11 protein-coding genes and 2 tRNA genes are annotated in these 14,154 nt (G+C 54.6%); 8 read left to right on the top strand and 5 right to left on the bottom strand.

Going from position 1 to position 14,154, the window contains the following annotated elements; genetic code table 11:
• Positions 1–7 precede the first annotated feature (7 nt).
• The 3 genes from OKC27_RS02930 to OKC27_RS02920 all read left to right on the top strand — a co-directional run bounded on the left by OKC27_RS02930 (position 8) and on the right by OKC27_RS02920 (position 3,000).
• Positions 8–1,501 carry a PAS domain S-box protein gene (locus OKC27_RS02930; protein ID WP_270805920.1) on the top strand — a complete coding sequence of 498 codons (1,494 nt, stop codon included), beginning with the start codon at positions 8–10 and terminating at the stop codon, positions 1,499–1,501.
• Between the two features lie 299 nt (positions 1,502–1,800).
• Entirely contained in the window at positions 1,801–2,694 is an 894-nt protein-coding gene (locus OKC27_RS02925; protein ID WP_069785080.1) for a helix-turn-helix transcriptional regulator, read from the top strand.
• 126 nt (positions 2,695–2,820) lie between these two features.
• Positions 2,821–3,000 carry a hypothetical protein gene (locus OKC27_RS02920; RefSeq protein WP_029304370.1) on the top strand — a complete coding sequence of 60 codons (180 nt, stop codon included), beginning with the start codon at positions 2,821–2,823 and terminating at the stop codon, positions 2,998–3,000.
• A gap of 357 nt (positions 3,001–3,357) precedes the next feature.
• On the opposite strand, the gene OKC27_RS02915 is transcribed toward OKC27_RS02920, so the two are convergent.
• Both OKC27_RS02915 and OKC27_RS02910 read right to left on the bottom strand, forming a co-directional pair.
• Positions 3,358–5,253, bottom strand: coding sequence for a DUF927 domain-containing protein (locus OKC27_RS02915; RefSeq protein ID WP_190283746.1), 1,896 nt, complete (start codon positions 5,251–5,253; stop codon positions 3,358–3,360).
• Positions 5,254–5,720: 467 nt separating this feature from the next.
• Positions 5,721–6,875: a tyrosine-type recombinase/integrase gene (locus OKC27_RS02910; RefSeq protein WP_190283747.1), complete on the bottom strand. Its 1,155-nt coding sequence runs from the start codon at positions 6,873–6,875 to the stop codon at positions 5,721–5,723.
• Between the two features lie 723 nt (positions 6,876–7,598).
• On the opposite strand from OKC27_RS02910, the gene OKC27_RS02905 reads away from it, so the two are divergent.
• The 4 genes from OKC27_RS02905 to OKC27_RS02890 all read left to right on the top strand — a co-directional run bounded on the left by OKC27_RS02905 (position 7,599) and on the right by OKC27_RS02890 (position 10,530).
• Positions 7,599–7,674 (top strand) — tRNA-Phe (locus OKC27_RS02905).
• Between the two features lie 4 nt (positions 7,675–7,678).
• A tRNA-Asn gene (locus OKC27_RS02900) sits at positions 7,679–7,754 on the top strand.
• A gap of 426 nt (positions 7,755–8,180) precedes the next feature.
• Positions 8,181–9,455 (top strand): alpha/beta fold hydrolase, encoded by a 1,275-nt coding sequence (locus OKC27_RS02895; protein ID WP_182938133.1) that lies wholly within the window; start codon positions 8,181–8,183, stop codon positions 9,453–9,455.
• Between the two features lie 349 nt (positions 9,456–9,804).
• Complete coding sequence (locus tag OKC27_RS02890; protein WP_182939787.1) at positions 9,805–10,530, top strand: carbonic anhydrase; 726 nt, start codon at positions 9,805–9,807, stop codon at positions 10,528–10,530.
• 75 nt (positions 10,531–10,605) lie between these two features.
• On the opposite strand, the gene OKC27_RS02885 is transcribed toward OKC27_RS02890, so the two are convergent.
• Positions 10,606–11,514 (bottom strand): pseudouridine-5'-phosphate glycosidase, encoded by a 909-nt coding sequence (locus tag OKC27_RS02885; RefSeq protein WP_182932891.1) that lies wholly within the window; start codon positions 11,512–11,514, stop codon positions 10,606–10,608.
• Positions 11,508–12,599, bottom strand: a complete 1,092-nt coding sequence (locus OKC27_RS02880) for a PfkB family carbohydrate kinase (RefSeq protein ID WP_182938132.1) — start codon at positions 12,597–12,599, stop codon at positions 11,508–11,510. The genes OKC27_RS02885 and OKC27_RS02880 overlap by 7 nt, the downstream gene beginning before the upstream one ends.
• Positions 12,600–12,802: 203 nt before the next feature.
• On the opposite strand from OKC27_RS02880, the gene OKC27_RS02875 reads away from it, so the two are divergent.
• Complete coding sequence (locus OKC27_RS02875) at positions 12,803–13,255, top strand: RNA methyltransferase (protein ID WP_182939786.1); 453 nt, start codon at positions 12,803–12,805, stop codon at positions 13,253–13,255.
• A 14-nt stretch (positions 13,256–13,269) separates the two neighbouring features.
• Here the strand turns inward: OKC27_RS02875 and OKC27_RS02870 are convergent, their stop codons facing one another.
• A complete protein-coding gene (locus OKC27_RS02870) occupies positions 13,270–14,022 on the bottom strand; it encodes a substrate-binding periplasmic protein (RefSeq protein ID WP_182938131.1) in 753 nt (250 codons plus the stop codon).
• Positions 14,023–14,154 lie beyond the last annotated feature (132 nt).

Below are 14,154 nucleotides of genomic sequence, written 5' to 3'. Positions count from 1 at the left end.
CTCCTGCATGGAGACGCGATTAGATCACAGACGATCTGCCTGTTCAAATTTCATTAACAAAGTGCGATCCCGCCCTGATGCGCGTTCCGAGCAAGCCATACAAGCCATGGAGGATATCGAAGCGCGTTTTAGGACTATCTTTGAACGTGCAGGCATAGGTATTGCGATGGTTGCGCCAGACGGCGGATGGCTGCGCGTCAACGATGCGTTATGCCAAATTGTCGGTTACAGCCAAGATGAGCTTCTCAAGCTCACATTTCAGGATATAACCCACCCAGACGATTTAGATACTGACTTATCCCTGTTACAGCAATTAATTAATAATGATATCGACCACTATCAGCTGGAAAAACGTTACATCACTAAATCAGGACGTTCTGTTTGGATACAGCTGATAGTCACCAAAAAATTGAGTAACAACGGTGAGTTAGAGTATTTCATTTCAATTATCAAAAATGTACAGGAGCAAAAGGAAGCAGAGGCGTCCTTGGCTGAGTTACGTAAGGACTTGGATAGCCGAGTAGAAACAAGAACCAGAGACCTAAAATTAGCTAATGAAATGCTGTCCGCCTCTATTGCTCAGCAGCTTCGGTTTGAGCAGGAATTACGTAGACGCGAAGCTGAATTGCAAATGGTGCTCCAAAACGCGAACGATGCTTACGTATGCATTGATCACCACGGTGTGATCCGCGACTGGAATCAACAAGCAGAGCATACCTTCGGTTGGAGCCGCGAAGAGGTGATTGGCCGCCCACTGGATGAAACGATCATCCCGGCCTCAATGCGTGAGGCTCATCGTGCAGGGTTGGCATGCTATCTGGCTACCGGTAAGCACCATGTCCTCAATCAACATAACGAGCTGACAGCGGTACGCCGCGATGGCATGACCTTACCTGTTGAGGTCCGAATTAGCCCTTTATTTATTGATGGGAAAACAATTTTTAGTGCGTTCCTGCATGATATCACCGAGCGAAAAAAGGCCGAGGCAATCCACGAATTCGAAGCCACTCACGACGCGCTAACTGGATTGTATAACCGGCGTGGTATGTTCAACTTGTTGCCAGCAGCAATAGCCCGCGCCAAGCGGACTCAGACATCTTTAGCGTTACTTTATATCGACCTTGATGGCTTCAAGCAAATCAACGATACACACGGTCATGATGCCGGCGATTCCGTATTACGTGTCATAGGAACTCGCTTACAGGAAAACATTAGACAAACGGATACAGCAGTACGTTTAGGCGGTGACGAATTTACGATCGTGTTGGAGAACACTAAGCACGGGACTCCCGATGTCAATATGCTGGCGCAGAAGATATTGGAGGCCATCCAACAGCCGATACAACTCGATTCAACAACAGCTGTTATCAGTGCCAGTATCGGCATAGCAATCCATCATGCTGACGATATAATCAATGCCGATCAACTGATTAGCCAAGCTGACTCTGCGATGTACGAAGCCAAGAACGCAGGTAAGGCCCGTGTTTGCGTACATAAGTGACAATATGCCGACATAACAACGGTGTCTGACAATCAAGTCAGATACCGCTTATCGTTATTGAGTCACCTGAGAACCAGTTTTCGCTAACTCCCTCCACCAACTGCCACAACCTCACCGAACGGGTCTTTCTGGCCCGCTCAACCGCTTCTCGCCGGTTGATAACAAAACCCCTCTACTGATGACAAAAAACCATCGCCGATGATGGGTTTTGCGAAAAACTGCCTGCAATCCAATTCGTCACGCCGTGTCGCGGCCTGTTTGGATAATCCGCGACACGGTTATTCCCCTTGCTAGATGGTATGCACGAACACGACAAGATTGCTCAGCGCCTCGGTATGCTCCTCACCCGCCTCTACAGCGGTGAGAAGCTGCACCTGAGTGATCTGGCCACCGAGTACAACGTCACCGTGCGCACCCTGCAGCGGGATTTCAATCAACGCCTCAGTTATCTACCGATAGAACACCGCAACCAGCAATACTGGCTGGACCCAGGGTTCCTCAATCACAAGAACGACGGAAAGGTGCGAAAACTGGCCGAGCAGCTTGGCATCACAGATCTGTTCCCCCACGCCAGTGAACATCGTCTGGGTCAGCTGCTGGACAGAGGCAACCCAAGCCTCTTCGCCATCAAGGGGTTCGATGTCCAGTCTACCGACTCACTGAGTCACCAGTTACCGGTATTAGAGCAGGCACTGACCCAGCATCTGCAATGCTGGCTCATCACCAAAGACCAGCGCAAGCAACTGTTTAGCCCCTATCAGCTCGTCAATTACAAGGGAACCTGGCATTTGGTCGGCGTCAGCGAGGGGCGGTTGCAAGCCTATCCGCTAAGCTCCATCGCACTGGTTGAGCTATCGCAACAGACCTTTACCCGTGATGCGCTGATTCAGCGGCAAATAGATACCGATCCGACACTCTGGCGCTCCGGCATGATTGAGGTGCTACTCAAAGCCAGTGCCTCTATCGCCATCAACTTTCAGCATCGCCCGTTGCTGCCCGAGCAAGAGATTGTCAAAACCCTAGATGACGGTGCGCTGTTATTGAGCAGTCGCGTACTCGATGCCAATCAAATTCTGCCTGTCATCAAATCCTGGATGCCGGGGCTCACCGTGATCTCGCCCGGTTTTATCCATGAGCAGATCGTCCGTGATTTACGCCATTTATTGACCCTGATGAGTCAGGCTCCACCCTGACCCATTTGTGACAAAGATCCCAGTTTATACATCTGGCGACAGCGCCTGACATGCCGCGACACCACCTGTCGCCGCTGTTCTGCATTGTCGTCAACCATCAAGCAGTAGCAATCCAAGGAGTGATGCATGAGTAAAATGATCCAGATGAAAGAGTCCACCGCAAAGCGCGAGGTGAAGCAGGAATACGGCCTGACCGAAACGGATGGCCAGGCTTTCTGGGATCGGGTGAACCGGGTGATCGGTGAGTCCCGAGAGGAAGTCGATAATGAAGACCGCGTTCCTGCCGGATATGAAGTGTATCGATAACGTCAACGCGTACATGTTAGTTGGTCATTAGTTGACTCCTGTGAGCGATATCTGCCACGAAACGCTCGTAACGACAAAGCGGCCAGTTCTACTGGCCTCTTTTTTTGGGACCGTTCGACAGCACCGGCTGAGATCACACCAGTGAGCAATACCGGGGTAATCCCCGCATGGCTAGGCACCTGTATCGCGGTTTAGTGACCCAATTAGCCGTTTTGGCTGCGCCGCCCTCCAAACCCCCGCAACAAGATCATCCTGGCCTTCTCGGCCTGCTAAAACGTTCCTCCCCTTGCTGCCTGCTTTTGCCACCGGATCCCATAAAAGCAAAGGGGCCAGTGCGAACTGGCCCCTTTTCATTTTTTAGAATTTTTCGACTTCCACCGATATCCCTGGCATGTCTGGTGAGGACTCAACCATCACGCACCCCGTCTCGCTCGTCGCGCGGCGGGTGAAACTCGGAGCAGGAGGTTCGGATGCTGCTGATGACTCCGTCTCACACACTCCACCATCGTTTGAGGGCTGCAAGGAATGCGAATCACCACTAAACAACTTATTCAAGTCGAACGAATAGCAAGGAACATCCGCATCGCCTATGGTGAAGTTTTTGACATAGCGATCTTTTGCATATCGTTCAATATAGTTGTTTTCATACAACCACTTAACGACCTTTACGCGGTTGGTTACCACTAGATCATCAAAGTCGGCCTTGCGAATGTAACATCTACCGTTTTCGGTGAACCCCCAGAACTCTTTTGTCACGAGAGCGATCCGTCCTTGATGCAGTTTATGTTGGTTCTTGGCCACCTTACCCATAAACTGCAATGCTCCTCTGGTGACATCATCCATGATGCCTTCCATCGACATGAGCCACCGTCGGAAGCATACCAAAACTGCATTATCTGCATACGCCACATCAAACGGCAGAATACCTAGCTCAACGGCCAATCGCCCCGCTGCCATGACGTTTGCGAAGCAACCAGCACCACGATCAGCAAGAGGCGGAGGGGTTTCTAATCCCGAGCGACTCATCAGCCACTCTTGGCACTCTTCACGCTTAGCAGCAAAGATAACCGCTAAATCAGCAGGGGTATTGATGTCTGGCATATTCAACAGAGCCTGAATATATGCAGGCATCGCCGTACCGTAGTACTGAGAGGTTGCAGCTTTTAAGCCATTCACCCGGCGACGAGTCAGCTCAAGGCTCTCACCCGCCAGCGCGACATCCTCCGCCATCATCTCAATATCCAGCAGTCTGACGAATATCCCCCCTTTAGTGCCCGCCTTGCTCCGCTCTAGCAGTTCCTTGAAGGATTCCTCCCCCGAAGAGGGAGCACAAACATTCGATGCCAATGGACTCCTATTACCTGTGCCCTTCAAATTGCCAAGTACTCTCGACTGTCCACCCGTCACCGAATAGGCAAACTGAAGCGGATCGTTACTAGACAATGAGCCCAGTTCATCCAAACAAATGCCAATGCCAGTTCGTTGTTGAAACATGCCTTTGAACCCAGCAGATGTTCCGTCCCACTTCACAATCGCCGTTGCGGGGCCCGCACTTGGGTCAGATGCCACGCCTGACACACTCTGCCCCACTTGTAGAAGCGTCGTTTTGCCACAAGAGCTTGCACCATAGAAGTGAAAAATCATGGTCCCTGTATTTGATAACTTCATGAATACATTGGATAGATTTGCCATGATTGCAACGAGCATGGTTGGTGACTCTTTGACAGACAACGCAATTTTCTTTTGCCAACCCTGCAGCGTTCCTTTCGAGTGGATAGCGTCATGCTCACCAGGCGCGGACAGCAGCTCGTGCTGAGGACCACTATAGCCTGCTTTGTAAATTGACCGCCCTACCCAGACATAGCAGGGATGTTCGCTAACAAACCCCGCTTGCAGATGCTGATGGACCACGCTGATGTCTTGGATACTGGTGCTGGCGGACATGTATGACAGCAGCCCCTCCTCCCGTGCACCTGGGCATTCAATCCCCGCTCGATATAGCGCAGCCCTCACTGTTTTGTAGTCCTGAATCACCCTATCGAATAATAGGTCGATGCGCTGGCATTGCTTCCGCTCATCCAGATACATGAAACGAACACCACTGATGTCTGTACTGTCAGCCCGGAGTATTGATACCGGCAGCAATGGCTTACCGAGTATCGTTTTTGGCTTGCCATGATCGCTAGCCAATTTCCCCCACGGGGACATCGCAAAGCCATCAGGAATAAGTTTCGAATGAACCGGTTTTTTCATCTCCGGCTCAGATCTGGAAAGCACCACGCCATCTGGGTCACACACAGTCCCATCAGAGACAACCGAGCAACGCCCCTCGTTGTACAACCTGTTTTCTGCTAAACATCGATCCAGCATAAGAAGCTCACGCCGAACAAAAGATTCATATTGAGTCTCATTGTCAGGATATGGCTGACAACATTCGTGCTGTTCGGACAATGGGCTCACAGCATCGGGGGCAATATTCGCTCGATGAGCATCACCATGGTGTGCATCAAGGTTCGTTTTCTCCACCAGTAACGGCAGCGAGTCAGGAGCGACTGCAGGGTGCGATTCTGGCGCTGATGCCTCCTGGCTAGGACGCGTCGGTCTACGTACCTGATTGGGTGGATGACGGAGAAAACGTTTTAGAGTGCCATCACTATTTTTTAATGGTTCATGCATAATTCTTAATGGGGGAATCTCCTTCCCCCATCTCCTAAAGTTGGTTAGCAGGGGAGGTTGGGGAGGTCCCATACGGTGTGAAGTGCGTCGACGGCCTTGACCAAAGTCGCGTCATAAAACCTGGCATAGCGTTCGGTCATTCTAGGCGAGCTGTGGCCTAGGACTTTCTGCAGTACATCGAGCGAACAGCCCTTGTTCAGCAGTGAGGTAGCGACTGAATGTCTCGCGTCGTGGATGCGTACCTCTGATAGCCCACAATCATTGCAGACTCGGTACCAATACCGACGTGGTTCTGAAATTTGAGAGACACAGTCCTGGCCTCGAAACAGCAGACCAGTCGTGCCATGGCGCTGGAGTTGAAGTCGAATTAACTCCAGCGCGAATTGATTAAGCGGTATTAACCTTTCCCGACCAGACTTACTGGTAGGTAGGTACGCTATTTGTCGATTGAGATCGCAATCTTGCAGCTTTAGAGCTCTTGCCTCTCCCATACGGGAGCCAGTTGCAAACAGGAAGAGCAACAGACGAGCCTTTTCTTCGTCAATGTCTTCCATCAAGCGAGCGACCAGCTTATTGACTGCCTCATCGGGTAAGCCCTTGGGAGGCAGGACAGGCTCGTATTTGGCGGGTATACCTGCTGCAGGCGACGATTTGAGTATGCCACGCTCCACTGCGAAGGTCGCAATAGCCTTAATCTGCGCTAGGTAGCGATTCACCGTAGCAACAGATTTGGTTTTAGCTTGCTCCGCTTGAAAGCGCTCGATGTCATCACGGTTGACACGGTTCAGTGGCTTGTGCCCTAAGGCTGCAACGATTGGCTTTATACGGGACTTAATAGTCCTGATAGAAAGATGAGTTTCCTGCACTGCGGGTAGGTAATCATCATAAATGAAGCGCTCTACCGATAAACTAGCGTAATAGGTTTGCTCGAATCCATCTGGATCAATGATGAACTCCGCCAACAGTTTACGTGCTTTGTCGCGTATCACTTTGAGGCTAGCCTCACTGGTGCTCGCAATCCTTTTCCGACGATGCTTTTTTCTGTGCGTATCGAAGTAGCCGACCTTGGTACCAGATTTATAAGTAATCCATATGAGCCTAGGTACGAACTCGTCTTTTACCTCTTTTTGTTTGGAGACGTGTTCTCCACACGACTCCTGCCTACTTTTAGCAGTTGGCGTTGACACTTCGCTGCTCACAACTACCTCTCTAACCATAACCGCCGGGATTGACGGTTATGGGAGGCATTTTGCATTTTCATAGCCAAAGAACAACCGCTCAAAAAATGAGCTTCGCATTGATATTTAATGCATTTTTTTATGTGTGAAGGCTCTAAAGGCCGTCTGGAGAGGGCGATTCAGAGGCGAACATCAGGTCGCCTTCTGGAGAGCGACTTTTGCATCTCATAGCAAACTCGCCTGATTTGCTGGGGGGATCGTGATTTGCCACCCCGAAAAAGCTCGTCGATTGAGCCCTTTTGTAAGGTGTGACCAAGATTCTATTTTGTGACTTTGATCACGATAAATTTGAGTTCCCCCGCCGAAACACCATCAATTCTCTTCTTCACAGGGACGCTGAGGAGCTGACGACCGGAGGTACAGAGGCAGCGACACAGCAAACCCTGTCTGGTCAATTTCTGGTAACTTTTCAGCGCACAAAAAACATGCAGGTTAGTTCATCCGTTTTTTGACAGAAAATGGGCTGACTTGTTGGAGGAACCGAATGTGTGAGAGAGCGAAAAGGTAATTCTATAAAGGGAAAAAACCTCGATAGAAGCACCTGCCGACAACCGGATCCCGGTGTGGAGTCAGGGACTCCTTGCACACTATCTCGCCACTTGGTTCACCCTATGCAAAAACATGCCAGAAACTGGGGCTGCAAGGTTGACACCCCAGTCCAGAAAGGGTTTAATGCGCGCCGTTGCCCAGATAGCTCAGTCGGTAGAGCAGGGGATTGAAAATCCCCGTGTCGGCGGTTCGATTCCGTCTCTGGGCACCATAATTCCTCCTTAGTTCAGTCGGTAGAACGGCGGACTGTTAATCCGTATGTCACTGGTTCAAGTCCAGTAGGAGGAGCCAAATTCGAAAAGCCCGCTCAATCGAGCGGGCTTTTTCATTTCTAGTTGCTGTTGCATGCGGCCAAAAAGAGCGTCGCGCCACAGGTGGCACTGAACAGCAGCATTCCGGTCTGCAACATGCTGCCAGGGCATGGTTTCTTCTCTCTTTTTCTGGCCCTGATCCACTTCGGTTTCATCACATTCCCTTATCCATTTTGTCGGCCTGAGTGGCTGCACTCCTGTGCAGGCGAGCCATCTTTGTTGAATGGCTCCATGGCGTCAATCTCCCCCGCAAAACAATTAATTCAGCACCGTTGAAGAGCGGCTTGTCTGGTGATGTTTCGACCTTTAAGCCATTGTTAACATTTTGGAAAACCGGAGTGACCCTGTGGCTGGGCGAGGATATGATGGGGTCAATGATGTTCCCATCCTGACGGAGAGATCCCAGATGAACAGCCCCTTGAGCTATGTACTGGACGGCATTCATTGCGAGCCGCACTTTTTTACCGTTCCCCTCGATCATGATGAGCCGGATGGTGACAGCATTACCCTGTTTGCCCGCACCCTCTGCCGCAAAGACAAACTCGATGACACGCTCCCCTGGCTGCTCTTTTTGCAGGGCGGTCCCGGTTTCGGGGCGCCGCGCCCGACGGCCAATAGTGGTTGGCTCAAGCGGGCGTTGCAGGAGTTCAGAGTGCTGCTGCTGGATCAGCGTGGCACCGGGATGTCGAGCCCCATCCATGGGCATATTCTGGCCAAAATGACACCGACCGAGCAGGCGGAGTATCTCAGCCATTTTCGCGCCGACAGCATAGTGCAAGATGCCGAGTTCATCCGGCTGGAGCTCAGTCCCAAGCATCGCTGGAGCCTGCTGGGGCAAAGCTTTGGTGGTTTTTGCTGCCTGACTTATCTCTCGCTCTTCCCCGATAGCCTGCGGGAGGTCTATATCACCGGCGGCATCGCGCCGATTGGCCGCAGCGCCGAGGAGGTTTACCGTGCTACCTATCAGCGGGTGGCCGACAAGAACCGTGCTTTCTTCGCCCGCTTCCCCCACGCTCAGGGGATTGCCAACCGGCTGGCCAACCATCTGCACCAGCACGATGTGCGGCTGCCCAACGGCCAGCGCCTGACGGTGGAGCAGTTCCAGCAGCAAGGGCTGGATCTCGGCGCTACGGGGGCTTTCGAGGAGCTTTATTACCTGCTGGAGGAGGCCTTTATCGGTGACAAGCTGAGCCCGGCCTTTCTCTATCAGGTGCAGAGCATGCAGCCATTCAATAGCAACCCGCTGTTTGCCATTCTGCACGAGGCTATCTACGCCGAAGGGGAGGCGATTCGCTGGGCGGCGGATCGGGTCAGAGGGGAGTTTCCTGCGGTGAACTGGGCACCCGGCAAGGATTTCGCCTTCACCGGCGAGATGGTTTACCCCTGGATGTTCGAGCAGTACCGCGAGTTGCTGCCCCTGAAAGAGGCGGCCCATCTGCTGGCAAACAAGGCGGACTGGGGGGCGCTCTATGACCCGGCCCAGCTGGCCCGCAACCAGGTGCCGGTAGCATGCGCCGTTTATGCCGAGGATATGTATGTGGAGTTTGACTACAGTCGCGAAACTCTGCGTGGTCTTGGCAACAGTCGCGCCTGGATCACCAATGAGTATGAGCACAACGGTTTGCGTGCCGATGGTGAAGCGATCCTTGATCGTCTGATCGCGTTGAATCGCGACCGTTAATTGCCGTTATCGGCAACCATCGCGGGAGCCCGGACTCCCGCGATGGTTGTGATGGATGGTTGTTATGAAAGCGTGAAACCCTGTACCTTGACCCGCGTCAGCCTGACGATGAGTGGCTGACAGGCTGATTAATTCACCCGCTTCCACAGTCTCTGCCGATCCCTCACCATGTACTTGCCAAACGACTCTGTATTGAGTGGCGGTCAAACCGATTGACCAGCCCGTGCTCGTTACCATTAGAAAGTCGCTCTGATGCTCTGTATCCCGCATATCAGATATGCCATCCCTGCATGTACCGTGATCGCGGGGAGGGGATGGTCGTGCTTTTCAATCAAGATAAGGATGTATGATGAGAAAGTCTCTGTTGGCCTGCTCCCTGTTGCTGTGCCCTGCCGTGTTTGCTGCCACCCCTCATTGGGAATATAGCGGTGAGGCGGGGCCTGCTCACTGGGCCAAGCTGACCCCGGAGTTTGGTCAGTGTGCGGGCAGCAACCAGTCGCCGGTCGATCTGAACGGGTTGGTTGAGGCCAAGCTGGCACCATTGGCGCTCCACTATCAGGCAGGTGGCAAGACCGTGGTCAACAACGGTCACACCGTGCAGGTCGGTTATGCCCCGGGCAGCACCTTGCAACTCGATGGCACCACGTTTGAGCTCAAGCAATTCCACTTCCACGCCCCGAGTGAAAACCTTATCGAGGGCAAATCCTATCCGCTGGAAGGGCATCTGGTGCACGTCAGTGACAAGGGCGAGATCGCCGTGGTAGCGGTGATGTTCGAAGCTGGCAAGGCCAATCCGGCGCTGGCGGCAGCCTGGAGTGCATTACCTGCCAAGGTGGGGGAGATTCACACCCTCAAGGCGCCGGTCGCTGCGGAGCAACTGCTGCCCGAGAATCGTGACTACTATCGCTTCAGCGGCTCTCTCACCACGCCTCCCTGCTCGGAAGGGGTGCGCTGGCTAGTGATGAAGCAGCCGGTCGAGGTCAGTCAGGCCCAGATAGACGCCTTCAAGGCGGTGATGCACCACCCCAACAACCGGCCGGTGCAACCCCTCAATGGGCGCGTGGTACTGCAATAACACAGTGCTGCAGATTGCAGAAACAACAAGAGGGCCGTCAGGCCCTCTTTTACATGGCGAGGTATCGGCGTGCGATCACAGACTGGCGGCGATGCGGGCGCCGAGCGCCGCGTTGTTCAGTACCAGCTGGATGTTGGCCGCCAGCGAGTTGCCGCCGGTCAGCTCGCAGACGCGGGCCAGCAGGAAGGGGGTTGACGCCTTGCCCTTGATCCCCTGCTCATCCGCTTCACGCAGCGCTTGGGCAATGGCTGCGTCGATATCGGCTTTCGGCATGGCGTGTGCGGTCGGGATGGGATTGGCCACCACGGCGCCGCCCGCCAGTCCCAGCTCCCACTTGAGGCGCAGCGCCTCGGCGATGGCCGCCGGGGTATCGAGGCGATAATCGACCTTGAAGCCGCTCTCGCGGGTGTAGAAGGCGGGCAGCTCGCCTGTTTGATAGCCAATCACTGGCACCCCTTGCGTCTCCAGATACTCCAGGGTCAGCCCGATATCGAGGATCGACTTGGCGCCGGCGCAGACTACGGCCACCGGCGTCTGGGCCAGCTCCTGCAGGTCGGCCGAGATATCGAAGGTCTCCTGTGCGCCGCGATGTACCCCGCCGATACCACCGGTGGCAAAGACCCGGATCCCCGCCATGGCGGCGATGATCATGGTGGAGGCGACCGTGGTGGCGCCCATCCCCTTGCGCGCCAGTACGAACGGAATGTCGCGGCGGCTGCACTTGGTTACGTCGTGACCAGCCCGGCCGAGCGCTTCCAGCGCACCCGCATCGAGACCCACCTTGAGGCGGCCGTCGAGGATGGCGATGGTGGCAGGGATGGCGCCGTTATCGCGCACTACCTGCTCCACCTGACGGGCCGTCTCCACGTTCTGCGGATAGGGCATGCCATGGGAGATGATGGTGGATTCGAGGGCGACGACCGGTTTGCCTGCGGCCAGCGCGGCAGCCACTTCCGGTTGGATATCGAGGTAAGCGTTCAGCATGAGTACTCCTCCAGTATGCGGTCAACGGCGGTCTTGCTCAGACCGGAAAAAACGGTATCGGAACAATTGACGGTGAGGGCGGCGCAGCCCAGGGCAAAGCGGGTGGTCTGGGCAATGTCGAGCTGTTGCAGCCAGGCGTGGGCGAGTCCGGCCATAAAGGCATCCCCGCCGCCAGTCACATTGAGCACCGGACTGCCCAGCACCGGCAGGTGGCCCTGCTGCTCGCCATCGCTGTAGAAGATCCCCTGCTCACCTAGGCTGAGGAACAGCCGCTTGACCCCGGCACGGTGGAACCAGGCGGCTACCATGGGCCAGGTTTCGGGCCCGGCGATGGTCATGCCGCACAGCTGCTCTGCTTCGCTGCGATTGGGCTTGAGGGTGTGGATCTTGCCGAGCCAGGGGCGGATCTTCTCCACCTTGGCCACCGAAACGGTATCGACAAAGATGGCGTGCTCCCCCTGTCGCTCGAACAGCCAGTCGAGGGTGTGGATGGCCAGGTTGGTGTCGAGTACCCAGAGCCGGGCACCGCCGAGAAAGCCGCCGAGCGGGGTCAGGCGGGCAGGGGTGAGCTGCTCGATAATGGCCATGTCGTTGATGGCGCAGCTCATTTCGCCGCTGCCGTCATGCAGGCTGAGGTAGCAGGAGGTGGTGTGGCCATCGAGCACCAGGGTCTGGCGCACATCGACACCGGCCCGCTGGCTCACCTCCAATAGATGGTGGCCATACTGATCGTTGCCGACCGCGGTCAGCAGCCGGGTATCGCTGCCGAGCCGCGCCAGATTCTCGGCGATATTGCGGCCGACACCGCCCGCCGAGGTGCGCACCTTGCCCGGGTTGGAGTCGCCGAGCAGCAGGTTGTCGTGGCTGGTGCCGCAAATATCCATATTGGCACCGCCGATCACCACCACGTAGGGGCCCTCACGCAGTACATAACCTCTGCCTTGCACATATCCCTGCCGGATCAGGCTGGAGATGTGGCTGGCCAGCGCGGAGCGGCTGATGCCAAGGCGATCGGCCAGATCCTGCTGGGCAATCATGGGATCCTGACGCAGCAGGGCGAGGATCTCTTGTTCACGCTCAGTCATAGACAAACATCCATTTACAAACGTTTGTCTATTATTTCAGATAAACGTTTGCCAGCTATCGGTTTGTACAAAATCTGTCGGGTTGCGCACAAAAAATCTACATCCGTGATGGAGCGACGAGTCGTTGAGCCTGGCGAGGTACTTTTAACGGGTCGGTGACCCCGCCGCGGCTTATAATGGCCGCCGCAAGAGGAGGAGAGATGATGAAAAAGAGTGCATTCTGCTGCGTGGGGCTGGTCAATCCCAAATCCCCGGAAAATGTCGGCTCCGTGATGCGGGCTGCGGGCTGCTACGGGGTGGACGAGGTCTACTACACCGGCAACCGCTTCGAGCTGGCGCGCCGCTTTGCCACCGATACCAAGCAGATGGTGGAGAAGATCCCGCTGCTCGGGGTGGATGACTTGATGGCGTTTATCCCGCAGGGATGCGTGCCCGTGGTGGTCGATCTGATCGACGGCGCCACGCCGCTCCCCGACTATGTCCACCCGGAGCGCGCCTTTTATATCTTCGGGCCGGAGGATGGCACGCTCGATCCCGCGCTCTACGGGGCGGTGAAAGATGTGGTCTATGTGCCGACTCAAGGCTGCATGAATCTGGCCGCTTCGGTCAATGTGATCCTCTATGATCGCTTGGCGAAGAGGATGAGGGGGGGGTAATTAGCTCAGGGCTATCATTCAGGTGTCGGGTTGGCGGCGGCTTTCTGTTCCAGTTCCCTGATAAACCCTTGGTAGTAGTCATAGAGCTGATAGTGCTTATAGATGTCAGCCAGAGTCCCGCTACGGATCAACTCAACCATCCCCTTATCCCAGAGTTGTAACATCCGGTTGCCCTGGGGTGTGTCGGCAAAGATGGGGTAGGTCGGGATCCAGCGCAGGAAGGCGCGATGCAGGTTGGGGGGAATGTCGTCATTTGCATAGAGCACGCCGGCAGTCAGGTAATAGCGATAGCGCTCTTTGCCGAGCAGTTGCAGAGCCATCTCATCGCTATCGATTTCATGCCACTGCATGGTGACTGCAATGTATTTGTCGAATGCCCAGCCCCGTCGCCATACCACAGATTGTCCCTGCAGGCTTTTTTCTCCCTGCCACTTGGACTGCCATTTTTTGAGCATGAACACGGTCAGGTCATCCGCTGATGCGGGATAGCGCGGTTGTCGGACACCGGTGACTTCATCGCGGTATACCCCCATCGCCATATCGCCTCCTTTTTTGGCAATCACAGCGAGAGCTCGTTTATAGGGTACGATATGGGGGGTTACCTGATAACCGTGGGGTTGGTAGATGGCGCGAACCAGATCGAGATAAATGCCTTTGCCATCTTGTTGGCAAAAGCCGGGCCAGTCATCGCAATAAACCTCAATAGAATCTGCCCGGCAATTAACCACCGTGCACAAACAACAGAGTAACAGACAGATGCGTAACATGGTCAGCGCTGGTCTCGTTGGGGCAAAGGGAAAACGGATACCCTACTTTATACCATGGCATTGATCGTGACAGGACGTAGAAAAATTCTCGCATCTCCATTTTGCGACAGGGTCGAGGGTTATTTTCGGTCG

It is taken from the genome of Aeromonas sp. QDB62, assembly GCF_027705695.1.
GTDB lineage: Bacteria > Pseudomonadota > Gammaproteobacteria > Enterobacterales > Aeromonadaceae > Aeromonas > Aeromonas allosaccharophila.
The sequence above is the reverse complement of the archived record's forward strand: the minus strand, read 5'-3'. Positions and strand labels throughout refer to the sequence as shown.

What these genes read in the sequence shown, in the direction of transcription:
- OKC27_RS02930 (WP_270805920.1), top strand. Translation starts at nt 8, where the DNA reads ATGGAGACGCGATTAGATCACAGACGATCTGCCTGTTCAAATTTCATT.
- OKC27_RS02925 (WP_069785080.1), top strand. Translation starts at nt 1,801, where the DNA reads ATGCACGAACACGACAAGATTGCTCAGCGCCTCGGTATGCTCCTCACC.
- OKC27_RS02920 (WP_029304370.1), top strand. Translation starts at nt 2,821, where the DNA reads ATGAGTAAAATGATCCAGATGAAAGAGTCCACCGCAAAGCGCGAGGTG.
- OKC27_RS02915 (WP_190283746.1), bottom strand. Translation starts at nt 5,253, where the DNA reads ATGAAAAAACCGGTTCATTCGAAACTTATTCCTGATGGCTTTGCGATG.
- OKC27_RS02895 (WP_182938133.1), top strand. Translation starts at nt 8,181, where the DNA reads ATGAACAGCCCCTTGAGCTATGTACTGGACGGCATTCATTGCGAGCCG.
- OKC27_RS02890 (WP_182939787.1), top strand. Translation starts at nt 9,805, where the DNA reads ATGAGAAAGTCTCTGTTGGCCTGCTCCCTGTTGCTGTGCCCTGCCGTG.
- OKC27_RS02885 (WP_182932891.1), bottom strand. Translation starts at nt 11,514, where the DNA reads ATGCTGAACGCTTACCTCGATATCCAACCGGAAGTGGCTGCCGCGCTG.
- OKC27_RS02880 (WP_182938132.1), bottom strand. Translation starts at nt 12,599, where the DNA reads ATGACTGAGCGTGAACAAGAGATCCTCGCCCTGCTGCGTCAGGATCCC.
- OKC27_RS02875 (WP_182939786.1), top strand. Translation starts at nt 12,803, where the DNA reads ATGAAAAAGAGTGCATTCTGCTGCGTGGGGCTGGTCAATCCCAAATCC.
- OKC27_RS02870 (WP_182938131.1), bottom strand. Translation starts at nt 14,022, where the DNA reads ATGTTACGCATCTGTCTGTTACTCTGTTGTTTGTGCACGGTGGTTAAT.